The organism is Methylomonas koyamae, assembly GCF_001644025.1.
Taxonomy (GTDB): domain Bacteria; phylum Pseudomonadota; class Gammaproteobacteria; order Methylococcales; family Methylomonadaceae; genus Methylomonas; species Methylomonas koyamae_A.
Genome location: NZ_LUUK01000047.1, coordinates 1 through 26,358, shown reverse-complemented (window position 1 = coordinate 26,358; position 26,358 = coordinate 1). Strand labels below are relative to the sequence as shown.

The 26,358-nt window shown below is 59.1% G+C and carries 20 protein-coding genes; 5 read left to right on the top strand and 15 right to left on the bottom strand.

Annotated elements, in window-relative coordinates; translation table 11 throughout:
- Positions 1-28: 28 nt before the first annotated feature.
- Entirely contained in the window at positions 29-1,663 is a 1,635-nt protein-coding gene (locus A1355_RS04625; protein ID WP_064025477.1) for a L,D-transpeptidase family protein, read from the bottom strand.
- A 425-nt stretch (positions 1,664-2,088) separates the two neighbouring features.
- On the bottom strand, positions 2,089-2,583 hold the full coding sequence (gene moaC / locus A1355_RS04620) for a cyclic pyranopterin monophosphate synthase MoaC (RefSeq protein WP_064025471.1): 495 nt from the start codon (positions 2,581-2,583) through the stop codon (positions 2,089-2,091).
- 54 nt (positions 2,584-2,637) lie between these two features.
- Between moaC and A1355_RS04615 the strand changes: the two genes are divergently transcribed.
- On the top strand, positions 2,638-2,871 hold the full coding sequence (locus tag A1355_RS04615) for a MoaD/ThiS family protein (protein ID WP_064025469.1): 234 nt from the start codon (positions 2,638-2,640) through the stop codon (positions 2,869-2,871).
- 1 nt (position 2,872) lies between these two features.
- The gene (locus tag A1355_RS04610; RefSeq protein ID WP_064025466.1) at positions 2,873-3,325 is read left to right on the top strand and encodes a molybdenum cofactor biosynthesis protein MoaE; all 453 of its coding nucleotides are present in this window, start codon (positions 2,873-2,875) and stop codon (positions 3,323-3,325) included.
- 5 nt (positions 3,326-3,330) lie between these two features.
- Here A1355_RS04610 and A1355_RS04605 read toward each other — a convergent pair whose 3' ends face one another.
- From A1355_RS04605 to trxA, 4 genes are all read right to left on the bottom strand, one after another.
- On the bottom strand, positions 3,331-3,600 hold the full coding sequence (locus tag A1355_RS04605; protein ID WP_064025464.1) for a hypothetical protein: 270 nt from the start codon (positions 3,598-3,600) through the stop codon (positions 3,331-3,333).
- A gap of 190 nt (positions 3,601-3,790) precedes the next feature.
- Complete coding sequence (locus A1355_RS04600; RefSeq protein ID WP_331710110.1) at positions 3,791-5,452, bottom strand: ABC transporter ATP-binding protein/permease; 1,662 nt, start codon at positions 5,450-5,452, stop codon at positions 3,791-3,793.
- Between the two features lie 149 nt (positions 5,453-5,601).
- Entirely contained in the window at positions 5,602-6,858 is a 1,257-nt protein-coding gene (rho, locus tag A1355_RS04595) for a transcription termination factor Rho (protein WP_064025460.1), read from the bottom strand.
- Between the two features lie 191 nt (positions 6,859-7,049).
- Positions 7,050-7,376: a thioredoxin TrxA gene (gene trxA / locus A1355_RS04590; protein ID WP_064025458.1), complete on the bottom strand. Its 327-nt coding sequence runs from the start codon at positions 7,374-7,376 to the stop codon at positions 7,050-7,052.
- 101 nt (positions 7,377-7,477) lie between these two features.
- Between trxA and A1355_RS04585 the strand changes: the two genes are divergently transcribed.
- Complete coding sequence (locus tag A1355_RS04585; RefSeq protein WP_064025456.1) at positions 7,478-8,827, top strand: DEAD/DEAH box helicase; 1,350 nt, start codon at positions 7,478-7,480, stop codon at positions 8,825-8,827.
- Here A1355_RS04585 and yrfG read toward each other — a convergent pair.
- Positions 8,772-9,431 carry a GMP/IMP nucleotidase gene (gene yrfG / locus A1355_RS04580; protein ID WP_064025454.1) on the bottom strand — a complete coding sequence of 220 codons (660 nt, stop codon included), beginning with the start codon at positions 9,429-9,431 and terminating at the stop codon, positions 8,772-8,774. The genes A1355_RS04585 and yrfG overlap by 56 nt on opposite strands.
- A gap of 189 nt (positions 9,432-9,620) precedes the next feature.
- Here yrfG and A1355_RS04575 point away from each other — a divergent pair, with 189 nt between their 5' ends.
- Positions 9,621-10,940, top strand: a complete 1,320-nt coding sequence (locus tag A1355_RS04575; RefSeq protein WP_064025451.1) for a type VI secretion system contractile sheath domain-containing protein — start codon at positions 9,621-9,623, stop codon at positions 10,938-10,940.
- Positions 10,941-11,004: 64 nt separating this feature from the next.
- Positions 11,005-11,559: an ADP compounds hydrolase NudE gene (nudE, locus tag A1355_RS04570; protein WP_064025449.1), complete on the top strand. Its 555-nt coding sequence runs from the start codon at positions 11,005-11,007 to the stop codon at positions 11,557-11,559.
- Positions 11,560-11,573: 14 nt separating this feature from the next.
- Here nudE and A1355_RS04565 read toward each other — a convergent pair whose 3' ends face one another.
- The 8 genes from A1355_RS04565 to A1355_RS04530 form a co-directional block, all read right to left on the bottom strand.
- Positions 11,574-13,259, bottom strand: coding sequence for a BatD family protein (locus A1355_RS04565; RefSeq protein ID WP_064025447.1), 1,686 nt, complete (start codon positions 13,257-13,259; stop codon positions 11,574-11,576).
- A gap of 16 nt (positions 13,260-13,275) precedes the next feature.
- Positions 13,276-16,401 carry an efflux RND transporter permease subunit gene (locus A1355_RS04560; protein ID WP_064025445.1) on the bottom strand — a complete coding sequence of 1,042 codons (3,126 nt, stop codon included), beginning with the start codon at positions 16,399-16,401 and terminating at the stop codon, positions 13,276-13,278.
- A 3-nt stretch (positions 16,402-16,404) separates the two neighbouring features.
- Positions 16,405-17,538: an efflux RND transporter periplasmic adaptor subunit gene (locus A1355_RS04555; RefSeq protein ID WP_064025443.1), complete on the bottom strand. Its 1,134-nt coding sequence runs from the start codon at positions 17,536-17,538 to the stop codon at positions 16,405-16,407.
- Between the two features lie 98 nt (positions 17,539-17,636).
- Entirely contained in the window at positions 17,637-18,929 is a 1,293-nt protein-coding gene (locus A1355_RS04550) for a hemolysin family protein (protein ID WP_064025441.1), read from the bottom strand.
- A gap of 55 nt (positions 18,930-18,984) precedes the next feature.
- On the bottom strand, positions 18,985-20,820 hold the full coding sequence (locus A1355_RS04545; protein ID WP_231883556.1) for a VWA domain-containing protein: 1,836 nt from the start codon (positions 20,818-20,820) through the stop codon (positions 18,985-18,987).
- 14 nt (positions 20,821-20,834) lie between these two features.
- On the bottom strand, positions 20,835-21,821 hold the full coding sequence (locus A1355_RS04540; protein ID WP_064025439.1) for a vWA domain-containing protein: 987 nt from the start codon (positions 21,819-21,821) through the stop codon (positions 20,835-20,837).
- Positions 21,818-22,282: a DUF4381 domain-containing protein gene (locus tag A1355_RS04535; RefSeq protein ID WP_082885357.1), complete on the bottom strand. Its 465-nt coding sequence runs from the start codon at positions 22,280-22,282 to the stop codon at positions 21,818-21,820. Before A1355_RS04535 ends, A1355_RS04540 begins: the two co-directional genes overlap by 4 nt.
- Before the next feature lie 2 nt (positions 22,283-22,284).
- Positions 22,285-26,358: EAL domain-containing protein (locus tag A1355_RS04530; RefSeq protein WP_064025437.1), on the bottom strand; the 4,074-nt coding region annotated here is incomplete at its 5' end.

Genomic DNA, 26,358 nt, shown 5'->3' with positions numbered 1-26,358 from the left:
AAGGCGCTTTTTTTATGGGCATCCCGGATTACGGATTGGTCGGGAGGTCCGAGGTTTTGTTCGCCGCCAATTGATTGTTGGCGGCGGCATTCGGCGCCGACAGGTTTTGCAATTTTTGTAGGGCTTTTTTCAATTGCTCGTCTTGCCCGTAAATATCCGGATAAAAGCGCAACTGGTTTTGGTGATCGACGAACGCGGTGCCGTAATAAAACAACACCGGTACCGAGCGCTTCAAGGTCACGTGGCGAGTCTTCGGAGCGGACATCGCTGATTTAATGCTTTCCTTGTCCCAGCCTTGTTGATCGCCCAACACGAATTCGGCCAACTGCTCCGGCTCTGCGACCCGAACGCAACCGTGACTCAAGTCGCGACGTTGGCGATTGAAAGCCGCCCGGCCCGGCGTATCGTGCAAATAAACGTCGGCGGTGTTCGGGAACACGAATTTGACGCGGCCCAGCGGGTTTTTCTTGCCGGGCCGTTGCCGGGCGCGCAAATAGCTGCCGCCGCCGCGCTCCTCGCTATTTTGGTGACGAACCAGTTCGATATCCTGGCTAGCCAGATAGCCTTCGTTATTCGCGGTTTTCGGCAAGATTTCCTTCTCGAAAATGCTTTTCGGAATATTCCAGTAAGGCATGAACTCCAGGTATTTCATTTCTTCCCAGAGTAGCGGCGTCTGATTGTCCGGGGATTTACCAACGATGACTTTCATGTTCAACGGATTGGCATCGTCGGTCGAATTAAACGCCCACAATTCGAAGGCGGGGATGTTGACGACTATCATAGGGCCGTCGGCGGGATCTGGAATCCAGCGCGCCCGTTCCATCGCCAGCTCGATTTGCGCAATTTTTTCGCCGACGGATTGCGCGTTCAACGCCGCCAGTGTCGCCGGACCTATGACGCCGTCGGCCTTCAACACTTGCTGTTGCTGAATCTTTTTGACCGCTTCGACCAAATCGCTAGAATACGTATCGTCTCCACTTTGCAGCGAGTCAACCACACCCAGCGCGACCAAACGTTGACGCAAATTAGCGACTTGCGGATGCCGGTCGCCGGGTCTTAACGCATGTCCGGGTTTGAACTCCGCCAGATCGCTTTGCCGGTCCAGTTGCCGCAGCCGATTCAGAATCTGTTTCAGCTGTTGATACTGCTTGGCTTTCGGCTCGAAAGTTTGGAGAAGTTCGGGCAGAGTCTGCTTATCTAAATGCTCTCGTAACAAGGTCGCCACATCCAAGGTTGGTTTAGGGGCGATATGCACCGGATAGCCGACTTCGCGGGGCTCGACCTGACCCTGGCGCAATTCGTGCAGGAAGCGCACTAGCGACACCGTCAATGCGACGTCGTGGCCGGCAATCGCGTTTCCGGTCGGGCTTAAGCCGCCAATCAAATTCCGGATATGGTCGACATCATAATTGCCCGGATTTAGCGCATCGTTAGGCGCATTATTCAAAATATCGATCAAATCGCGCAGATTCTTTTCGGAACGCGTGGCGGAGAACCAAATCGGTTGAAAATGGCTATTCTGGTAGACCTGATTGACGAGCTCGCTCACGCGGCTAAAATCGGCGCGCAGCAGCAAAGGGTGTTGTTTGCTGAGCAGTATCGCGCCGATAGGATTGTCGGCAGGAATCGGAATCGTAGGCGGACTGACCTGGCTTGGCGGCATGGTCTCCAGCACAGGCGCGGCCGCGGGTACATCCGCACTTAGCGCTGGAACCGTGCCTTGATAAGTCGCGAGGCAAGCCACTAACGTAAACCAGGCAGGTCGGCGGCGATGATCTATTGAGACGCGTGGTTTAAAAGTCATGGTCAAACGGTTGAAACTCCTGATGCGATAGTACGGTCGTTTGCATATCGGCAGCCAATTGCCAAATTCAACGCCATCATCATTCGCTAATTCTACCCTGTTCTGGCGACAATTGAATCGGTAACCGACCTTTTCCAGTTGCGGTTCAGCAAATTAGGCGCTTCATGGAAGTTTAAAATAGCATGGAGAGGCGTTTTGACCAGTAAAATTCGTGCGCTGTTCCGAAAGCTTGACAGTGGTACGCGGCATACCTTTGGCGTGCTTGGCGCCAAAGGTCGACGACATCAAACGATTTCGGATTCGTCGCGGCGCCAGTGGCCGGATTTGCCGCCGATTTTTTCCACCAAGCGTACCGATTGTATCGTCATGCCGCGATCAACCGCCTTGCACATGTCATATATCGTCAATAGCGCTACCTGGGTAGCATTCAGGGCTTCCATTTCCACGCCGGTTTTCCCGGTAGTTTTGACGGTGGCTCGACAATAAACTCGATTGAATTCGGGTTGCGGTTCCAGTTGGATCTCGACGTGGGTCAGCGACAATGGGTGGCACAGCGGAATCAACTCGGCAGTTTTCTTGCTGGCCATGATGCCGGCGATTCGGGCAATTCCCAGCACGTCGCCTTTTTTATGGCTGCCGGACATAATCAACGTCAGAGTGTAATCCTGCATCGCGATATAGCCTTCGCCGACAGCCGTGCGCTCTGTCACGGCTTTATCACCGACGTCGACCATGTGCGCTTCGCCGACGGCATTAAAATGAGAGAGCTTTGCTGGCATCTGGGTGTTCGGTGTAGTAAAACAGGCTTGTATTGTATTCTCCGGAAAATTGTTATGTCGATTAAAGTCCTCTATTTCGCCAGCCTGCAAGATCGGGTAGGGCGGCAAGCCGACGAATTCGTTTGGGACGGCCCGATTTCGGCCGGCGCGCTTTGGCGGCGCCTGAATCCCGATCTGGCCTGGCCTGACAATATGTTGATTGCAATCAATATGGATTATGCCTCTAGCGACGCCGCGCTAAACGACGGTGACGAAGTGGCGTTTTTTCCACCGGTGACCGGCGGCTGACATGACGATACGCATCGTGGAACAAACGTTCGAACCTTGGTCGCTATTGGCGGACTACGAGCGATTCGAACTGGCGGAAAACATTGGGAAATATGGCGCGGCCGCGGTATTCGTCGGTAGCATGCGCGATTTCAATCTCGGCGACGGCGTTATCGGCATGACATTGCACCATTACCCAGGCATGACCGAGAAGCAATTGGCCGCCATCCTGGTCGACGCCAACTCGCGCTGGGCACTGCTGGATACCTTGGTGATTCATCGGGTCGGCGAGGTGCAACCAGGCGATACGCTGGTTCTGGTCGCGGCTTGGGCCGAGCATCGCGGCGACGCCTTCGATGCCAGCCGCTACATCATGGAAGCGCTGAAAAGTCGGGCACCGTTTTGGAAACGGGAAACCCTGGCAGCCGGGCAGAGTCGCTGGGTCGAAAAAAACAGCGACGGTTACAAGGTCTGATCGGCTCAGCCGGCCGGCCGGCCGATACGTGCCTGACTCTCGCCTTGATAACCGACAGATCCCATCTCGTCCAAATCGACATCGCTCCGCAACTGACGTTGCAGTTCGGCGATTTGCTGATTGGCTTGCCCGATCTGTTGGCGCAAATCGCCGATCATTTCATGCAAATATTCGAAATGTATTTGAAAGTAACGCGCCGATGGAAAGCTGTCGGATGTAACGGCCAATGCATCGCCGTCGGCTTTGGAGCGATTAGAGCGTCTTGGTTTTATCATGAACTACACCAGTTTTTCCTTGTCCGGCGGCGAAATGCGGCCGGGCTTTTTCGGGGTTTCATTTGATAAGACGTTTCAGCGGCGAAAAACCTCATCATTGTGCAAAAAAAATTTAGCCCAACCGGCCGGACCCAGCCTTAACGACTGGTCTGGTGCTTGTTCACCACCAGCGCGGGCGGCCGCAATTCGACTAGCAAAGCGTGATTTGACGCTGGTGTAAGGCTTGAATATTGGGTTGTTTGGTAATCGTCAATAACGCCGAATTCGGCAATCTTTCGAAAATCAGATTGATCATTGCCAATTCGCCATCCGGATCCAACGAGTCGAAAGCCTCCTGCATCAATATCCATTTCGGCTTGTGCAACAGCAAGCGCACCATGCCCAGCCGCTGTTGTTGCTCGCGCTCCAACGATTTCGCCCAGTCGTCGAATTTGTCGAGAGGTTCGATCAATTCCGGCAAGCCGGCCAGTAACAGCGCAGCTTCCAGGTCATCCTGCTTGACGGCGGTGCCGGAGGCCGGGTAACAAATCGAATCGCGCAACGTGCCGGTCGGCAAATAGGGACGCGGCGGCATGAACATTAAGGGTTCGTCGTCGGGCAGCTCGATGACGCCTTCGCCCCACGGCCACAAGCCGGCAATCGCCTTGAATAACTTGTTACCGGAAAATGCGTTGCCGCCGATCAGGATGCGCTCGCCACCACGAACCTCCTCGTTCAGATTGGCAATGCAGACAATGGAGTCCAGCCGAGCGATACACAAATCGCGAAAACGCAACACCGAGTCGCTGCCTTTTTGGATTTGAATGCGGTGCGGATCGGGCTTGGCGATTTCGCGTTCGAGCTGGATCAAGCCTTGGCTCAAACCCAGCACGCGTTCCACCGAGGCCCGCCATTCCGCGACCTTGCCCATATTGTCGACAGGCCAGGACAGTGCGGACACCGTGTGCTGGAAAGCCTGGGCCGATTGCATCAGCGCGCCGAGCGTGATGCTACCCAAGATGTAGCGCGGCGCGGATACCAGAATCGGAAACGCCATCGTCAGCACCGAATAACCGGAGCTGAACAGCATAATCTTCTCCCAAGCCTTGGTTTGATCGTGCCAAGCGGCGACGATGTCGGCAAACAACGTTTGAAAGTGTTGCTTTTCATGAGGTTCGCCATGGATCAGCGCGATGGCCATCGAGTTCTCCCGCGCCTTGACCAGGCCGAAACGGAAATTGGCTTCGACGGTCTGGCGGTTGTCGGTGGCCTTGATCAACGGCCGGCCGATCAGCCAGCCCAAGGTCGAGGCGGTGGCGGCGTAGATCAGCGCCAACCACACCAAATGGCCGTGAATGGGCACTTGAACGAATAGTAGATCCAAGGTCACCGTGCCGGACAGGGACCAGAGGATCTCGGTAAAGCTGATCAACAACAGCACGCAGTACAGCAAGGTATGAAACAAATCCACCGCATATTCGGTAGCGATCCGAATATCCTCGGCAATCCGGCCGTCAGGATTGTCATGCTTGCCGGGAATATGGGTAACGAGATAATGACGACCCTTGTGCATCCATTGGCCCAGCATTTTTTCGGTCAACCAGGCTCGCCATTCCAGTTGCAAGCGGCGTTTGACTTTTAAGTGAGTAACGGTAATGCCGATGTTGGCGACGAAAATCAGTAGTATCGCGCCGACTTGAGTCCAGAGTTTGCTCATGTCATGCTGATCAAGAGCATCGAATAGGTGCGCGCTCCACTCGGTAATAATCACCGATACAGCGATTTGCGCGACGGTCAACCCGATGAGAGATAGCGTCAGGCTACGGCTAAGCGCCTTGTTTTCGGCGTTCCAGAATGGTCCAGTTAAGTGCAAAAACTGGACAAGAAATTTACTTGAGCGTTGCAAAACACATCCCCCCAAACAGTCTGGGGGCGGACTATAGCAAAGATCGGCGGGAAAAAGCGATATTCGGATACCGGCAACGTCGAGGCGGCGCGAGAGCCCCGCCTCGGCCGAGAGGCTTAGCGTTTCATCGAATCGAAAAACTCGGCATTGGTTTTGAAATCCTTGAGTTTGCCCAACAGGAATTCGGATGCCGCCAATTCGTCCATCGGTTGCAGGATTTTGCGCAGAATCCAGGTTTTTTGCAGTTCGTCGGGATCGACCAAGTATTCCTCGCGGCGAGTACCGGAACGGTTGATGTTGATGGCCGGATAAACGCGTTTTTCGGCGATCTTACGTTCCAGATGCAACTCCATGTTGCCGGTGCCTTTGAACTCCTCGAAAATCACCTCGTCCATCCGCGAACCGGTCTCGACCAACGCGGTAGCGATGATCGTCAAGCTGCCGCCTTCCTCGATATTTCGAGCCGCGCCGAAAAAGCGCTTGGGTTTTTCCAGCGCATTCGCGTCGACACCGCCGGACAGCAATTTACCGGACGACGGCACTACCATGTTGTAGGCGCGCGCCAGACGGGTGATCGAGTCTAACAGAATGACTACATCGAATTTGTGCTCTACCAACCGGCGGGCTTTCTCGATCACCATCTCGGCCACCTGAACGTGGCGGGTCGCCGGTTCGTCGAAGGTGCTGGAAATCACTTCGCCGCGTACGCAACGTTCCATTTCGGTGACCTCTTCCGGCCGTTCGTCGATCAACAATACGATCAGGTAGCAGTCCGGGTTTTTCTCGGCGATCGCATGAGCGATCGCTTGCATGATCATCGTTTTACCGGCTTTCGGCGGCGACACGATTAGTCCGCGCTGACCCTTGCCGATAGGCGCGACCAAATCGATGATACGGGCGGTAAGATCTTCGCTGGTACCGTTACCTTGCTCCAAGCGAAAACGCTTATTGGCGAACAGAGGGGTCAGGTTGGAAAAGGAAATCTTGTTTTTGGATTGTTCGGGAGATTCGAAGTTGATGCTTTCGACTTTCAGCATCGCGAAATAGCGTTCGCCTTCTTTTGGCGGTCTGATCTTGCCGCTTACCGTGTCGCCGGTGCGTAACCCGAAACGTCTGATCTGGCTGGGCGAAACGTAAATGTCGTCGGGGCCGGCCAAATAAGATGCGCCGGGGGTGCGTAAAAACCCAAAACCGTCCTGCAAAATCTCCAATACCCCATCGCCAAATATATCCTCGCCGCTTTTAGCCTGTTTCTTCAAGATCGAAAAGATCAATTCCTGCTTTCGGGCTCTGTCTATGTTTTCCAGTCCTAGGGACTCGGCTATATTGATGATTTCACTGACTTGTTTAAGTTTTAACTCGGTAAGATTCATGATGTTTTAGGGAAAAAAGAACACGTAAAGCAGCAGAATGCCGTTTACAGCGGGGGTAAGTGTGTTGTTGGAATTTTGAGTTCGGGCGGCTAAGGCGCGTGTGGGGTATACGCTGCCGGGAATTCTAGCGCAATAACCGGACTTAGCAAACTTAATTTGTCAGCGGTCCGGTTAACGTCGAATACGGTAAATTAGAGGTTGCTATCGATGAAGGCAGCCAATTGGGATTTGGTCAGCGCGCCGACCTTAGTGGCTTCGATCTCGCCACCCTTGAATATCATCAGCGTCGGGATGCCGCGCACGCCGTAATGTTGCGGAGTTTTGGGGTTCTCGTCGATGTTCAGTTTGGCCACGGTCAGCTTACCTTGGTATTCCGAGGCGATTTCGTCCAGAACCGGGGCGATCATTTTGCAAGGGCCGCACCATTCCGCCCAATAATCAACCAGAACCGGCCCGCTGGCTTTCAATACGGTATCGTTAAACTCCGCGTCCGATACATGAAGGACTAGGTCACTCACGCCAATCTCCAATAGTTTGCAAAGTCAAGACTATAGTTTCGTCCCGCTTCGATTGTCAATCGATTTCAAACGCCACGGCTTTTACGGTATTCTATCGCGTTATGAAAAAAACAATTTTGACGGAAACCCGTTTTAGCAACCTGGAGTTGTCCGACTCCATTATCAAAGGTTTGAAAGAAGCCGGATTCATCCAATGCTCGCCGATCCAGGACAGAGCCCTGCCGATTGCGCTACGCGACCGCGATGTCGCCGGCCAGGCCCAAACCGGCACCGGCAAGACCGCCACGTTTTTGTTGGCGACCTTTCAGCGTTTGATCAACGACGAAAGCGAAAAGATCAAAAACCCCAGAGCATTGATTTTGGCGCCGACCCGTGAGCTGGCAATCCAGATTCATAAGGACGCCCTGGCGCTCAGCCGCTATCTGAATCTGAAATTCGCGCTGATCTACGGCGGCACCGATTACCAGAAGCAACTCGATAAACTGAAAACCGACGTGGACATCATTATCGGCACGCCGGGGCGCATTATCGACTTTTACCGGCAAGGCGCATTCACGCTCGACAATATTCAGGTGTCGGTGATGGACGAAGCCGACCGGATGTTCGATCTGGGCTTCATCAAGGACATTCGCTTCCTGCTACGCCGGATGCCGCCGCCGGAAAAGCGTTTGAATCTGTTGTTTTCGGCCACACTGTCCTACAAAGTGACCGAACTCGCCTACGAACACATGAATAACCCGGTTATGGTCAAGATCGAGACCGAGGAAGTCACCTCCAAGGCCATCAATCAGTTCGCGTTCTGTCCGGCCAACGATCAGAAAATTCCGCTATTGCTGGGTTTGTTGAAAACCCACCAGCCGGTGCGCAGCATCGTGTTCGTCAACACCAAGCGTTGCGCCGAACAGCTCGACGATTATCTGCAAGCCAACGGCCACAAAGTAGCGATGCTGAGCGGCGACGTGCCGCAGGAAAAGCGTCAGCGCCTGCTCAACGACTTCCAGGAAAACCGGGTCACCTTGCTGATCGCCACCGATGTCGCGGCGCGCGGCTTGCATATTCCCGATGTGTCGCACGTGTTCAACTACGATCTGCCGCAGGATGTCGAGGATTACGTACACCGTATCGGCCGCACCGCCCGTTTCGGCGCCAGCGGCGAAGCGATCAGCTTTATCTGCGAGGAATATGCCTACTCGATGCCCGACATCGAAGATTACATCGGCGAAAAAGTGCCGGTTAGGGCCATCGACCAGGAATTGCTGATCGAAGACGTGATCAAGCCGGAACGGCGCGAGCCGCGCGAACGCGTGCCGGCCCACGGCAAGCGGCCGCCGCGCGGCGATAAACCGGAACGCGACCGCCGGCCGCCGCGTCCGCACCGCGAGCACGGCCAGCCCGCTACAACAGCCCCGGCATCAGCGCCCGAAAATCTTCCACAGCCGGAAACTCCGTAATCTCGCGTATCGGCCGGCGGCTATCCGGCTTGCTGATCGAGACCAGATGAGCAATCCCGAACGCCGCCGCCGAACGCAACACCGCCAAACTATCGTCGACCAGCAAGGTCCGCTGCTTTTCGAAGACATGCTGATCCTGCAGTCGCTGCCAGAATCCGCATTGTTCCTTGGCCAACCCGACATCGTGCGAACTGACGATACGATCGAAAAAACGGTGCAAACAGGTCTTTTCCATTTTCAGACTCAAACTGTCGCGATGGGCGTTGGTCACCAGCAATAAGTACACGCCTCGGCCGCGCGCCGCTTCCAAAAACTCGACGACATGCGGATGCACGGCAATCAAACCCGCCAACTCCTGTTTCAAACCGGCGATATTCAAGTTCAACTCTTCGCTCCAGTAGTCCAGGCAATACCATTCCAGTTTGCCTTCCATCGCTTTAAATCGGGGCGCCAATGCCACTTTGGCAGCCTCCAGCGTTAAGCCGTGCAATTCGGCGTAGCGTAACGGCACGAATTCCTGCCAGAAATGATTATCGAAGTTCAGGTCCAGTAGCGTGCCGTCCATGTCCAATAGCACGGTATCGATTTCTCGCCAATCCAGCATCGTCTCTCAACTTTTAGTTGCGCCGGGAAGCCCCCGAGCCGGCCGCGATGTTAACTAAATCCGTCGCGCCTGACCATCTTCGCGACCTCAAGCGGACGAATTCGCCGAATTGGTCCAGACTTATAGACCGCACCCATCCGTGACGGCCCGTCGGGCCAAAATCCAACAACCAGTACTAGGAGCAACGACATGACCGGCCGTATCGAATTCAATCTGGGCTGGAACCGGCCAACATCGCGCCGCATCGAGGATGGCGACGGCCGTTGCATTTATCTGCTCGGGCGCTACTCCGGCCGATCCGGCGCCGGGCGTCCCATTGCGATAGACCTCGACAATTTCGACCAGGTTTTGGCGGAATTGGCGCCGACGGTGACGGTTACCGGCGGCCAGACGTTGCCGTTTGCCGAGCTGGACGATTTTCATCCCGACCGCTGGCTGAAACGGATAGCGCTACTCGCCGATTTGAGCGAACTGAAAACTCGCTTGAACAATCCGGCAACCGCCGAGTTGGCCTCGGCGGCAATCCGCCAGTATCTGCCGATCGCGCCGGCCGTAACCCCGCCGCCAGCGACCGCGCCGACCGGCGGCGAAAGCGACGACGAAACCTTACGGCGTCTGCTCGGCCGATCCTCGGAAGCCGCGTCGGTGCCGACCGATAAGCTCACCGGTTGGATAGACGGCTTGGTAGCGCCGCACGTCAGTCGGGCTGCCCTACCGGAACACACCGCCCTGGCCGACTTGATCGACGCCGTGGTCGGCCAATATCTGCGCGGCGTCTTGCACGCCCCAGCCTTTCAGGATATGGAAGCCCTATGGCGCGCCACTCGGAACTTGGTCGGCGCCGCGGCCGAAGGCGAACATCGGCTGTTTTTGGTCGATGCCGATCCAGTGGCGTTCGACGCGGCAACCGCCGCGGCTATCGTCGAACATGCCCGCCGCCGCGAGGACGACCGTTCGTCCATGGTGTTGATCGATCACCGCTTCGGCCTGGGCGACGCGGATCGGGCACTGCTAGCCGCTTACGCCGATCTGGCGGCGAGCCTGGACGGATGCGCGATCGGCGGCATCGCGGCAGACTGGGCCGAAGCCGCGCTGACCCGCCACGCGCCTAGCCTGGACATCGCCACCGACCGCGTCGTACTGGCTTATCCGCGCTATTTGATGCGCTTGCCCTACGGCGCCAAACGCGATCCGCTGGAAAGTCTGGCGTTCGAGGAGTGCGCTCTACCGCCGGCGGTCGAAGAGCTACTTTGGGGCAATCCGGCGTTTTTGTGCGCGCAGGCCTTGTTAAAGGCCAACCCGGAACCGGAAGACTTGGCTTTCCCTGAGATACCGGTGTTTGCCTACAGCGAACAAGGCGAAACCGTGTTGCAGGCCGGCGCAGAAACCGTGTTGAGCGAGAGTCAAATTCAAACCTTGCTGACAAGCGGCATCACGCCGGTATTGGGTTTCCGCCAGCGCCCCGGCGTCCGCCTGCCGGCCATCGTCGCGCTGGCGGACGCCGGCTAAATTCTTGCCGGCGGTCGGCGGGTCTGGGTTATAGTGACTCAAGACCTTACGCCGACCCGCAGCCATGCCGAACCGACCGAAAATTCTCAACAAGACCGTGGTCGCTCAGACCAGCCAGTTCCGCGTCGAAGCGCTGGAGCTGGAATTCAGCAACGGCGTCCGCCGCCGTTACGAACGCCTGGCGCGCGGCGGCACCGGCTGCGGCGCGGTGTTGATCGTGCCGATGTTGGATATCGACACGGTGCTGTTGGTCCGGGAATACGCCGCCGGTTTGCACCGCTACGAATTGGGGCTGCCCAAGGGCAAGCTGGACGACGGCGAGGACATGCTCAGCGCCGCCAATCGGGAATTGAAGGAAGAAATCGGTTACGGCGCGGCCAGTTTACGGCATCTCCATCAGGTTTCCCTGGCGCCGGCCTATCTGGAGCACACGATAGACATCATCCTGGCCGAGCAACTTTATCCGGAAAAACTGGTCGGCGACGAGCCGGAAGAACTGCAAGTGGTACCGTGGCCGCTGGCGCGGATCGACAGCTTGCTGGCCAGCGGCGAGTGCAGCGAGGCCCGTTCGATCGCCGCGTTATACCTGGCGCGCGATCATTTGCGCCGACGCGATTGAGGCCGGCATCAGGCCTAGTCGCGGATTTTAAACAACGGCTCCAGGCCGTCGTCCACCCCGGACTGAACCGGCGCGGCCGGCGATTCCGCGATGAAAGCCTCCCAAAGCGCACGCCCCTGCCAATCGGCTTCCCCACCGGAATAAAGCAATCGGTTCAAGGCCTCGATTTCCTCGGCCAGCATCGCACTACGTTGGTCGGCCAACCCGGACAGGCTGTCGGTACCGAAGCGCTGACGGCCCCATTGCAGCAAGCACTGCTTGGCGGCTTGCGGATTGTTTTCCCAGCACGCCCGCTTCAAGTTGCGTTCCAGCGACGACTCGCCGGCCGGCACCGGTTTGACGCGGTTTTCCGCCACCGCACCGGCTCGACGGCGCCATGCCCAAATTCCGGTAGCCAGCCAACCTAGCGCGCAGACGACCGTCGCCGCCCGCCAAAAGCGTAACTCGCTATCCGAGGCGACCACCGTTTCGACACGCATCATCGGCATGGTTGCGTCCGCGCTGGTCTGTGGTTGCGAGCCGGTTGGCGCGGTCTCGCCGGCGCCGGCTTCGGCAATGATCGTCGCGGCCGGTAGCCGAGCGCTCTCGATTTTGCCGGTACGGGTGTTGAACCAGGGAATTTCCAGGGGAGGCAGGGTGTAGCGGCCGGGTTTGGACGGAATCAACGCGACTTTCTCCTCGCGTAGCGCGGTCAGGCCGTCGGTCAGCTTGTCTTCCTTCAACAGCGGCTGGTCGGGATAGCTCTTAACGCCGTCGATCGCGGCCTTATCGGTCAATTCCGGCAACTGACCGACCGTGGCGCCCCGAGCGGTCAGTGTGATCGTGCGGGTCAGCGGCTCGCCAACCTTGGCGTGCCGACCGGGATCGGACCATTGCTCGCGCAATTCCAGATGTTCGGCGCTCAACCAGTTGCCCGCGAACCCGGCCGGTACCGGCAACACGTTCAATGTGACCGGCTTGGAGGTGACCCGGCGGGTTTCGGTACTGGGCCGATTGAAGAAGCCGTTGAAACGCGGCCGGCCGCCGGCCACGACTTCGGCGTTCAGCGTCAGCGGCGCAATCGTAAACAAGCCGCTCTGCTGCGGAAAAATCGCGTATTTGCGTTCGGTCACCCAATAGTCGACGCCGTCGACCTGCGTCGTGTAACTGTCGTCCTCGCCCAATTTTTCGACCAGCGCGTCCTTGATCTCCGGCTCGCCGAGGCTGGCCTGGGTAATTTGCACGCGCCGGAACAGTTTCAAGGTATAGATGACCTGCGATTGCACGTAGGGCTTTTCCGGCGTCGCCGTCACCTCCAGAAACAGATCGCCATCCTGCTGGGGATCGACCGCGGAAGCGGACACGACAATTTTCAGCGGCCGGCTACTGTCGGCGCCGAACCGGATCGGCGGAATCAACAACTCGCCGGCCTGCTTGGCCATCGCGTTCAATATCCACTGCTCATTGCGGCTGCTTTTGCCGTTGACCCAGGAGGAACTGGAACTGCGCTGCTGGTTGAGAATCTCGAAATGGTCGCGCAACGGCCCGAAGTCCGGCTCGCCGTCGGGTTCATCCTCGGCGCTGAACACGATTTGAAACGATTCGTTCATCGCCACCGGGTTGCGGCTGACCGACACCTGGATGTCGGCGGCCCGCGACAGCGTGGCGATCAGCATCAACAAAAAAAATAAGCCGGCGCGCCGGCCTAGGCGAGTCAACATCGTAGGCTTCCGGAAATTAATGCATCGAAAAAGGTTTGCGGCTGTCGCTACGGTCGTCGAACCAGCCGTACAAGGCCGGCAACACCACCAGCGTCAACAGCGTCGAGCTGATCAGGCCGCCGATCACGACGATGGCCAGCGGTTTTTGGACTTCCGAACCGGGCCCGGTGGCAAATAGAAACGGCACTAGACCCAGCAAGGCCACGGTCGCCGTCATCATCACCGGCCGGAAACGTTGCTCGCAGCCCTGGCGGATCGCATGCGCTTGGGTCATGCCGCTAGCGCGTAAACCGCGAATGTAGGAAATCAATACCACGCCGTTCAATACCGCGATACCCCATAGGGCGATAAAACCGACCGAGGCCGGCACCGACAAATATTCGCCGGTCGCGAACAGCGTGATGATCCCGCCGATCGACGCGAACGGCAACACCAGGATGATCAGTGCGGCAAAACGCAACGACTGGAACAGCATGAACAACAAAAAGAAAATCGCCGCGATCGTGATCGGAATGATCAACTGCAAGTGGCCCAAGGCCCGCTCCATGTTCTGGAATTGACCGCCCCACTGCAGATAATAGCCTTCCGGCAACGCGATCTTGGCCGAAATGGTTTGCTGCAACTCAGCGACGAAACCACCCAAATCCCGATCGCGAACGTTGATGCCGACCACGATGCGGCGCTTGCCCATTTCCCGGCTGACTTGCGCCGGGCCGTCGTTCAAGCTGATCTCGGTGACGTCGCCCAGCCGGACGCGAGCGCCGTTGGGCGCGGTCAACATCAGATTGTCGATCGCGGCGATATCGTTGCGGAAATTCTCCGGCAAGCGCACCGCCGCCGAGAAGCGCCGCTCGCCTTGATATATTTCGGTGGCGACCTTGCCGGCGATCGCGGTTTCGATCACGTCGTGAATGTCGGACGCATTCAGGCCGTGACGGGCGATGGCCTGGCGATCGATCGTGATATTCAGATATTGCTGGCCTGTCATCCGTTCGACTCGAATGTCGCGGGCGCCGGCGACGCCGCCGGCCGCGACCGCGATCGCATCGGCCAGCCGTTTCAGTTCGACCAAATCGTCGCCGAACACCTTGACCGCCACGTCGGAACGTACGCCGGTGACCATTTCGTCCACCCGGTCGGATATCGGTTGCGCCATGACCACTTGCATGCCGGGCAGGTTGGCGTTCAAGGCATCGCTCATCGCGTCGGCGATATCGTCCTGGGTCCAGCCGGCCGGCCATTCCTCGCGCGGTTTCAAAGTAACGATGGGTGTCGATTCGTTCTGCGCCTGCGGATCGGCCGGACTCTCGCCGCGGCCGACGCCGCTGACCACATTTTTGACGCCGGGAATGCCCAGCACCATCTTCATCGCCTGCATTTCGACGTTGATGCTCTCTTCCAACGAAATGTTCGGCATGCGATTGATGCCCGGCACGATGGAGCCTTCCTTCATTTCCGGAATGAACGAGGTACCGAGGAAGGGCAGCAAGGCCAGCGTCGCCGTGAAAATACCGACCGCGACGGCCACGACTTTGAGACGGTTGGCCAAGGCCAGATTCAGGATACGCAAATATTGGCGCTTGCAGAACGCAATCAAGCGCGTGTCGTGCTCGCCGTCGTGGCCTTCCAGAAAAAACGCGCACAACACCGGCGACAGCGTCAACGACACAATCAGCGATACCAACAGCGCGATCGCGATCGTGTACGCCAACGGCGCGAACATCTTGCCCTCCATGCCTTGCAAGGTCATCAGCGGCAGAAATACCAGGATGATGATGCCGACCCCGAACAATACCGGCGTCGCCACTTCGTGCGTGGCGGCTTCGACGACCCTGACCCGGCTGGTGGCGCGGCCCTTGCGCTCGCCGAGCAGCCGAAACGCGTTTTCCACCACCACCACCGAACCGTCCACCATCAATCCGATCGCGATGGCCAAGCCGCCCAGCGACATCAGATTGGCGGACAAACCGAGTTTGTTCATCGCGATAAAGGTGACCAGCGGCGTCACGATCAACGTGGCGACGACAATCAAGCTGGAGCGCACATCGCCGAGAAACAGGAACAAGACGATGATGACCAACACGATGCCTTCCATCAACACCTTGGTGACCGTGTGCAGCGCGGCATCCACCAAATCGCTACGGTCGTAATACGACACGATTTTCAGACCGTGCGGCAGCATGCCCTTGGCGTTGATTTCGGCGACGCGCGCCTTGATCCGGCCGACCACTTCCTTGGCGTTGCCGCCGCGCAGCATCATCACGATGCCGCCGACCGCCTCGGTGTAACCGTCCTTGACGACCGCGCCGACCCGGACTTCGTGGCCGATCTTGATGTCGGCGACGTCGTGCATGTGGACCGGCACGCTGTTGTCTTCCTTCAGCACAATCCCGCCGATGTCGTCGACATCGTTGATCAGACCGACGCCGCGAATCAGATATTGTTCGGCATAATGCGGCAATACGCCGCCGCCGCTGTTGGCGTTGTTACGGGCCAGTGCGTCGAAAACGTCGTTTAGCTTGATCCGGTAATGGTGCAGACGATCCGGGTTGACCAATACCTGATATTGCTTGACGTAACCGCCCTGGGAATTGATTTCGGCGACACCGGGAATGCCGCGCAACAACGGCCGCACCACCCAATCCTGAGTCTCCCGACGTAACTGCAATTCATCCACGGACAAAGGCCGTTCCCCGTCGTCGTCGCGGTCCAGCGTGTATTGATAGACCTCACCCAGCCCCGTGGACACCGGACCCAACACCGGATTGACGCCGTCCGGCATTTGCTGCTTGACCTCGATCAGCCGCTCCATCACCAATTGCCTGGCGAAATACACTTCGGTGCTGTCGCTGAAAATCAGCGTGATCAGCGACAAGCCGTTTTTGTTCAGCGAACGCATCTCTTCCAGGCCCGGCAAGCCGGCCATCGCGATTTCCAGCGGCACCGTCACCAAACGCTCGACTTCGTCGGGGGAACGGCCGGTGGCATCGGTGGCGATTTGCACCTGGATATTGGTTACGTCGGGAAATGCGTCCACCGACAGCTTTTGCATGGCTCTGGCACCGAAGCCGATCAGCGCCACCGCCAGTACCGCCACCAAAATCCGTTGTCGCAGCGCGACTTCGATCAGTCCGTTGACCATGGTTTACTCCAACGCGCTACGCAAGCGCTCGTTGTTCAAATGAAAAGCCCCGTCGACGACGATATGCTCGCCGGCGTTCAGACCGGACAACAACGGCCGTTGCTGCGCCTGTTCGGCGCCCAGTTGCACCGGCCGCAGTTCGAAGCGGTCGCCGGCCAGACGCACGAATACATAATCCCGATCGGTCTCGCGGACCACGGCCCGGCTCGGCACCACCAGGGATTGGGTGTCCGGCTTACTGATTTTCAAGGTGGCCAGCATTTGCGGCTTGAACAAGCGTTCCGGATTGGCCAAGGCCATGCGCACGGTGACGGTGCGGGTATCGGGATCGACCAAATCGGCCACGTAAATCAACTTGCCGCTGACTTCCAGGCCCGGCAGGGCCGGCACCTCGGCTTGAACTTGATCGCCTTGCCTAGCCCAGTACGCCTGCTGCTCCGGGATTTCGGCCACCAACCATAAATGCGACAAGTCGGCCACCGTGTACAGGCTGTCCGCCGGCTGCACCACCTGTCCAACCGCGACGTTACGCTCGATGACGACGCCGGCGATACTGGAAGTCACCGGCGAAAACGAATCGATGACCCGTTGCTGGGACAAGCGTTTCAAATCGCCGTCGCTCATGCCCAGCACCCGCAGGCGGTCGGTCGCCGCCCGTAGATCGACTTCGGCTTCGGTCAGCACGCCGCGCCGTTCCAGCAACTCGGCTTCCGCCAGCACCCCGCTGTCGTGCAAGCGCTCGGCGCGTTGCACGGTCAGGCGTCGCAAATTGACTTGCGAGCTGGCCTTGAGATATTCGGATTGAGCTTGGCTGAGTTCGGTGCTGTTCAGCGAGGCCAAGCGCTCACCCTTGGTGACGACTTGTCCCAGCATCGCATTGATTTCGGTGACCCGGCCGGTCACGGTGGCGCCGATCTTGGCAACCCGATGCTGGTCCAGTTCCACCCGCGCCGACAATCTCAGCGACTCGCTGACCGTGACGGGTTTGATTTCGGCGATTTTCAACAGCTTCAACAGCGCCGGCGTGGCGGTCACCGCTTGGCCGGACTCGGCTCGCGCGGCCGGGACCAAGGCCAAAGCCAACAGCGCGGCGTTCAACAAACGGGCGTAACGAGAGAAACGAGGATTGATGGGCATTGACCTATTCCTGGTAATTGATCGGGTAGCGACCCGCCATCCGGCGGTTCCACCGAGTGAGTCGGTGCCGGACTTGGGCCGGCGGTGTGTGGAGGGCGTCATGGCCGCGACACCTCGGCGATCAGCACCTTATCGATGCGCGTGCCGTCGATATCGACCACTTCAAAACGCCAACGTTCGTATTCGAAGGCATCGGCGACCTTGGGCAGGTCTTCCAGATAATAAAGGATGAACCCGCCGACGGTGTGGTAATCGCCATCGTTTTCGCCTGGCAGCGGCATATCGATGCCTGTCAGGGTTTTCATGCGTTGTATCGCCAAGCGGCCGTCGATCAGCCAGGAACCGTCCGCGCGTTGCGCCGCTTCGCTGTCCAGATTGAGCTCGGGACTGGGCAAGTCGCCGACGATGGCTTTCAACACGTCGCTCAGCGTCGCCAGGCCTTCAATGTCGCCGTATTCGTCGACGATCAGCGCCAGATCGCTACGCGTTTCGCGAAAGCGCTTCAACAACTGGGTCAGCGTCAGCGATTCCGGAACGTAGATCGGCGCGTGCAATCCGGAAACCAAATCGAAGGCGAGCCCGTTCATCGCCGCCTTCAATAGTTCGCTGCGTTGCAGGATGCCGATCACCTCGTCCAGGCCGCCCCGGCACACGACCGCGCGCGAATACGGGCAATCGGCCAGCTTGGCGCGGGTGACGGCTAAGTCATCGGTCAGGTCGATGGCGTAGATCCGTTGACGCGGCGTCATCACCGCGCCGACTTGTTGGGCATCCAGTTGCAACACGTTGCCGACCAAGTGGCGCTCTTCGGCATGAAACACGCCGGATTCCGCGCCGATTTCCATCAACAACTTGATCTCTTCATCGGTGACGGCGGCTTCCGGGGTCCGATCAGCCCGCAGCAGTTTCAGCAATAGATTGCTGGAAGACGACAGCAACCAAACCAGCGGACTGGCCAACAGCGCGATCAGGTTCATCGGCCGCGCCACCCGCGCGGCGATGGCTTCCGGCCGCAGCAAGGCCAGACGCTTGGGCAACAACTCACCGACGACCACCGAGAAATAGGTAATCACCGCGACCGTCGCCAACAGCGCGATCGAGTCGGCATAGTCCGCCAATAGCGGAAACTGTTGTAAATAGCCGGCGATCGGCGCGGTCAAGGCGTCCTCGCCGAGCGCGCCGTTCAAGATGCCGACACCGGTGATGCCGACCTGCACCGTGGACAAAAACCGCGACGGTTCGTCGTGCAGTTTTAACGCCGCTTCGGCGCCGGCCCGCTTCTCGGCGGCCAGTTTGCGCAGCCTGGCCTTACGCGCCGATACCAAGGCCATTTCCGACATCGCGAACAGGCCGTTGACGACAATTAATAACAGGATCAGTCCTATGTCCATCGTTATGGTTTCATTCCGAGCGTCGCACGATCCTAGTGACGGGAGGGCACGGCGCTCACCAACCCGGCGCGTCGCGCGGCGCCGGGTTGCGTTGACCGTACTGGTATTTGAATTTGCGCTTGAGCAGGCCGGTCGGTTCGTCCGGGATGCGTTTCAGCAACTGGGCGTTGGCCCGCTCGGTTTCGTCGCGTTCGCCGGCTTGATCCGGCTGGGCGGTCGGTTGAGTAAGCTCCCGACCCGGCTCGGTCGATTCGGGCGGCTTGGCCGAGTCGGCGGATTGCGGCGAGGCTTCCCGCGACTTTTCGCTCGGGTCGTCGCGCTGTTGATCGTCGGCTTGCGCCGATTGGGTGTCGGACTGGCGCTTCTCGTTACCCGCCGCCGGGTCCGAGGGCTGGCCTTGTTGGTCGGGGCGCGGCGATTGGCCGGCATCATCCTGCTTCGACCCCGGCTGTTGCCGGTTTTGAGCGCCGGGTTGCGCTTGCGTGGAGTCTTGCTTGGAATCGGACGAGTTTTCCGGTTGTTGTTGTTGAGCCAATTGCTTCTCTATCAATTCTTTGTTGTAGCGGGCATCCGCATGATCCGGCTGCAATTTCAGTGCCTGTTGATAGGCTTCCAGCGCCGCGGACAAATCGCCGGCCCGAGCCAACGCGTTCCCCCGGTTGTAATGGCCGTCGGCGCTGGTGGCCGATTTCAAGGTTTCGGCGGCTTCCCGATATTGACCCGCCCTAAATTGGGCCGCCGCGCGCCATTCCGGGTTTTCGAAACGGCTCGCCGCCGCGTCGTATTGTTCGCTGTCGAAAGCTTGCCGGCCCTGTTGATCCGGCGTGCGCCACAAACTTTGCCAGTCCAGGGCGTGGGCGTCATCCGGCCAGGCCGGCAATAGCGCCAAGGCAGCCCAAAATAACAAGCCCTTGCGAAACTGCCAGGCAGCCCAAGGCAGCAGCAGCAAAACCAACCAGGGGCCGGTTTCGTCCCATTGCTGCAACATCAATTCGGTGCCGGTCAGCGGCTCGGTAGTGTTCGGATTATTGAACAACTTGCTCAATGCCTCGACGTCTTCATCGCCGGCGCCGACCGGTCGATACAGGCCTCGGCCAGCGTCGGCCAAGGCTTGCAGCGCGCCGGCATCGAGCTTGGCGACGACGATATTGCCGTCGGCGTCCTTTAGGAATCCGCCCCCGCCGACCGGAATCGGCGCGCCGTCGCCGGTGCCGATGCCCAGCACCGACAGGCGATAGCGACCCAACCATTGTTCCGCCAGCGCGGCGCTGTCGCTATCGATGCCGTCGCAGACCAGCAGGATATGGCCTTGGGCGAGGCCGGCCTGTTGTAACAATTCGGCGGCCTTGCGAATGGCGACGCCGGCGTTGGTGCCGGGACTGGGCATGATGTCGGTGGTCAACGCGGTCAATTGGCTATCGATGGTCGCGACGTCGTTGGTCAGCGGCGTCACGGTAAACGCATCGCCGCCGTAGACCAGCAACGCGGTCTGGCCGTCCTTGCGCTGCTTGAGCAGATCGGCGATTTTATAGCGAGCCTTGGCGATGCGGCTGGGTTTGATGTCGGTCGCATCCATCGATCGCGACAAATCCAACGCGATGACCAGCGCCGATTCGTTGCGGAAGGCCGGACCCGGCAAACGTTGCCAGGTTGGGCCGGCCAGCGCGACCACGGTCAGCGACACAACCGCCGCGGCCAGCGGCAAACGGTAATTCCGGCCCGTCGCCGGCTGGTCTTGCAAGATGAACGGCAGTAACTCGGCATCGCAAAACGCCCGCCATGCCCCGCGCCCCAAGCGGCGCTTCCAAAGCAGTCCCAGCAAGATCGCGGCCGGCAATAAAGCGTACAACCACCAGGGACGTAGAAAATGAAAGTTAGACCAATCGATCATCGCTCAAGTCTCCGTCAGCCGCGCCGCAAATAACCGGTCGCCAAGCCGGCGCTCAGTAACAGCGCTAACCCCAACGGCCAATGGTAGAGTTCCCGGCGCGGCCGGAAATATTGCTTGTCCTTTTCGACCGGTTCCAACTGGTCCAACAACCGGTAAATGCGATCCAGCTCTTCGGTATCGCGCGCCCGAAAATAGCGGCCGCCGGTTGCCTCTGCGATCGCGGTCAGCGTCGTTTCGTCCAAGTCGGCGGACGGATTGACCCGGCGGTTGCCAAACAGGCTACGCACCACCATTTCGTCGGCGCCTATGCCTATCGTGTAAATTTTCAAATGGTGTTCGGCCGCTATTTCGGCGGCTTTCAACGGCGTCAGTTCGCCGGCGGTATTGGCGCCGTCGGTCAGCAAAATCAAGACCCGGCTGTCGTCTCGCTGTTGTTCCAGGCGCTTGACGGCCAAGCCAATCGCATCGCCGATGGAGGTTTTCGGATCGTCCTCGGTAATCCCGATGAAGGCTTCGTCCAGCAAAGTCTGCACGGTTTTGCGGTCGAAGGTCAGCGGCACGTGTAAATAGGCCTGAGTGCCGAACAAGATCAATCCGAGCCGATCCCCGGCCCGGCGCCGGATGAATTCGCCCGCCACCTGCTTGATCGCGGTCAGTCGGTCGACCCGGCGTTTACCGATAAAAAAATCTTCTTCTTGCATGCTGCCGGATACGTCGACGGCCAGCATCAAATCGCGGCCGCTGACGGCCTGTTCCAAGGGTTCGCCTAGCCACAACGGCCGGGCGGCGGCCAAAATCAAACACAGCCAAGCGATTGCCGCGATGCGCAGCGCCCAAGGGCTACGCGCACTGACGATGCGGGCGTCGCCGCCGCCGAACTCGTCGAGAAACGGTACTTTTAGCGCGGCCTGTCTATCCATGGGCCGGGCCGGCAACGCGATTCTGATCAGCAGCGGCAGCGGTAGCAAAACCAGCAGCCAGGGCCATTGCCATTCGATCATGAGGATTTCGCTCGTTGTTTCAGCCAGCGCTCGCATAGCGCGGCGACGGCGGCAATGTCGTCGACCGGCGCCGACGGCCGGTAAGGCCCGTCGGCCAAGCAGCGGCCTTCGCCCTCGCTGAACGGCCGGTCGGCCAGACTCGCGTCCAGATAGCGTAGCCAAGCGTCGCCGTGCAATCCGGCGACCGATTCGCGCCCATCGCGGCTGATCGCCACTCGCCGCAACAGCGCCGACAGGGCGGCCAGCTTTTGGCGATCGTCCATTCCGGCATCGTCGCGAATCGCCGTCAACATCGCTTGCGCGGTTTTAACGACGGCGCGGCGGCGCGGGCGCCGGTACCACCGGAAACTCGCCCAAACCAGCACCGGCAGCACTATTGCCAGCAGCCACCAACCCGGTGCCGGCGGCCAATAGCCGACCGGGCTAGGCAAATGTATATCCTTGAGTTGCAAGCCATCCATGATCAAGCGTCCTCGGTGTCCGGTTCGGGTTCGGCGACCAGTAGCGCGTACAGCGCATCGTGGACGGCCCGCACTTGCTCGAACCCGTTGCGAGCGACCGCGATTTCGCCGGCATCGTAGCGATGTTTTAAGTCGCTGGCCAAGCGATGACGTTCCTGGTGCAGGACCTCTATTTGGTTCAACCAGGCCTGACTGTGTTTGTTCCCTGCCTTGGCCTGTTTCAACCAACGGCCCAAATGGCATTTACGCGGATTCAATATCGGCCAATGCCGGTCGGCACCGGATTCCGCATTCAAACTGTCTCGCAGATGCGCCAGCCAGTGGCGGGTGTCGAATTTGCGGATCTCGACCAGGGCCCGATCCGGCGCCAAACCGGCATTGGCGTAATGCCGCCATTCCGAATACGGGCGGTAGGCGGCGATCCAGGCCGGCAGATCGGCGGCAGGCATCGGCCTGGCGATGGCGTAGCCTTGCAGCAATTGACAACCCATCAACAACAGGACGGTACCGTGATCCGGGTTTTCGACCCCCTCGGCGATAACCCGACGCCGGAACGCCTGACTCAACCCAATGACGCTCTCGATGATCGCATAATCGTCCGGATCGTCCAGCATGTCGCGGACGAAGCTTTGGTCGATTTTGACGGTATCCACCGACAAGTGCCGCAAATGGGTCAGCGACGAGTAACCGGTGCCGAAATCGTCGAGCGCGATGCTGATGCCCAACTCCTCGCGGCAATGCCTGACGGTACGGTTGACCGCGGTCAAATCGTCCAGCGCGGTGCTTTCCAGGATCTCCAGTTGCAGATAGGTCGAGTCGACCGCCGGATATTGGGCCAGCGTCGCCTCGATGTGCTCGTACAGACCGGGCCACAACAGATGGTAGGACGAAACGTTGACGCTGACTTCCAAGTTCAAGCCTTGCGCTTGCCAGTCGGCGAGTTGTCGGCAAGCCTCGGCGATCACCCAATTGCCGATCCGGATTTCCAGTTCGGTGGAGGCGATGGCGGGAAGAAAGCTCAGCGGCGGCACCAAGCCTTGCTCGGGATGCCGCCAGCGCAGCAAGGCCTCCGCGCCGGTCACCCGACCGGTTTGAATGTTGACCTTGGGTTGGTAGTACAGGCAAAACTGGCCGGCGCCAAACGCTTCCTCGATTTCCTTGAGGCGCAGATTGCGGTGAATGATTTGCTGGTCGCGGTTGGTATCGAACAGGCGGAAGCAGTTCTTGCCGGCCATTTTGGCCTGATACATAGCTTGGTCGGCATGGCGCAACAAGGTATCCGGGTCTGCGTCGTCCAGTGGAAACACCGTGAATCCGGTGCTGGCGCCGACCTCGACCGGCTGGTCGTCGATCAGGATGGGTTGCGAGATCGCCCGGTGGATGCGCAATATCGCTTGTTCGCATTGTTCGACCGACTCGATGCCGCCCAACAATAACGCAAATTCGTCGCCGCCGTGGCGGGACACGCTGTCTTCCTCGCGGATGCCGCCCTTGATGCGTTCGGCAATTTCGACCAACACCCGATCGCCGGCGTCGTGGCCGAACTGATCGTTGACCGGCTTGAAACCGTCCAAATCCAGGAAGCAGATCGCCAGCAGCGACGGTTCGCGCTTGGCGTGGGCGATGGCCCGGTTCAGCCGGTCGGCGAACAAAATCCGGTTGGGCAGGCCGGTCAGCGGATCGTAATGGGCGATCAACTCCAGCAATTGCTGTTGCTGCTTGGCGTGGGTCACGTCCGAGAACAGGCCGATATAGTGGCTGGTATTGCCGTCGGCGTCGCACAATGCCGAGATCGTCAGATGTTCGGCATAGAGTTCGCCGTTTTTCTTCCGGTTCCACAACTCGCCGCGCCAATACGAATTGAGCCGCAGGGTTCTCCAGATGTCCGCGTAGAAATCGGTTGGGTGTTTGCCGCTTTGCAAAAACCTCGGATTTTGTCCGAGGACTTCGGTGCGGCTATAGCCGGTAATGTCGCAAAAGGTCGGATTGACATCGATGATATTGGCGTTGGCGTCGGTAATCAGGATACCTTCGTGGGCATCGCTGAACACCCTGGCCGCCAGCCGCAAATGTTCCTCGGCGCGCTTGCGTTCGGTAATGTCGCGGGTTAGGCCCAGCAGCGCGGTGATCCGCCCCTCGGCGTCGCGCATCGGCACCGAATGAGTATCCAGCCAGCGATGGCGGCCCTTCAAGCCGATAATTTCGAATTCCAAGGTTCCCGATACGCCGGCAAACACCCGCCGACTCAAGCCTTCGAAAGCGGCGCGGTACTTGGGCACGATCAGTTCGGCCAAATCCAGCGCTTGCGCCTGTTCCAGACTCTCGGCGCCTATCATGTCCAAACCGGCCGGATTGATCTGCAACAAACGGCCGGCGGTATCCAGCAGTTTCACGCAGTCCGGCTCGGAATCGACGATGGTGCGCAACTTCACTTCCGATTCTCGGGCCTTGGCCGCGGCCGACTGCAATTCGGCGACGGCGTTTTCCAATTCGTCGGTGCGTTCCTCGATCAAGGCTTCGACGTGAGCGGTGCGGCCGCTGACGATCAGTAGCAACACGTTCAGCAAACTGGCGAAGCATAAACCGCCGATCAAGGTAATCCAGGGCAGCGACGAGCCTTGCGCTGCCACGAAGCCGCTACCCGGACTGACCGTGATTTGCCAAGTTCGGTCGGCGAATGCAAAGCGATGGTGCCACTCTTTCAGAGCGTATTTGCCGGTCAGGCTGTCGATGGGTTTGGCGAACAACACCGCCAAGGTTTCCGGAGCGCCAAGATCTTCGATTTTTAAACCGAATTCGTCCAAACTCAAACCCTGGGTGACGATGTCGACCATTTTGGCCGGCAGAAGCACCGCCGATATATAGCCCTCGAATACCGGCGCATCGATGCTCGATGCTTGCTTGATCAGCGGTGCCGATACCAGTATGCCCGGCAAACCGGCGGTATCCTGAATCAAATTCAAAAGTGGCGAGGCGCTAATCTTGCCGGTTTCGCGAGCGTAATCCTTGGAGGCTTTACTAGCCGAATTGGCGCAGGAATCCAGGCCGAAGGCGGCCTGATTCCCCGGCATGGGTTCGATAAACGCAACCGGACAATATTCCGGACGTAATTCGGCCGGCGCCAGCGAGCCGTCGGGCCGGCGCTCGGTCACTCGAAACTCGCGGTAACCTTCCGCGCGCACCGACGTTTCGAAGGCGGCCAACCGTGCCGCTTTGACCAGCGGCAGCCATTCCAGGGCCTGAATCTCCGGATGGCGCAACAAGATGCCTTGGGCGAACACCGCGAACTCGCGGCGGGTCACCTCCTCGGACGCCACGAACACATCGCGCAGGGCCAGGGTATTGTCGAGTACATTGGCGGCGTACTCGGTCAACAAGCGCTCGATCTCGCCGGCACGGTTATCGAATGCCACCTGGATGCGAGCCTGCTCGGCCCGAAACACCTGAACGAAAACCAGCACCAAAGCCAACAACGCGGCCAGCAACGGCAGCGCGACGCTGATCCCGCGCGGCCGCCAGAGTTCGCGAGGCATCCCGAACCAGCACAACAACAGCGGCGTGACGACGGTAACGCCGAGACAGTCGCCTATCCACCAGTTACGCCAAGCGCTTCCCAACTGCTCGGGTGGCATGAATTGCGCGGCGAATAGCGCGGCAACGCCGACGCTCGGGGCGATCAAGCAGGCCAGCGGCGCGGTCAGCACAAAGAATCCGAGTATCGAGCGCGGGCTGTCCAATTTCGGCAGTCCGGGTTCCAGGTATTTCGCGGATAAATAGCAGGCGGCCAACACCTGCAAGGTGCTGCCGCCGCCTATCACCAACGCGGTCAGCGCCGAAACCAGCGAATAGTGTTCGGTAAAGTCGGCGATCGCCAGAAACTGGGTCGCGGTCGCGCCTAACCAGACGCCGGGCCACAAGCGGCGGCCCCAGATCAGCAACGCGGCCAGCGCGATACCGGCCGGCGGCCACAGCGGACTGGCATAGCCCGGCGGAATCACGATATTCAAGCCGGCCCAGCCGCTGGCGAACATCGCGGCGGCCAACCAAAACATGGCTTTGATGCCGGCGGGCGGCAG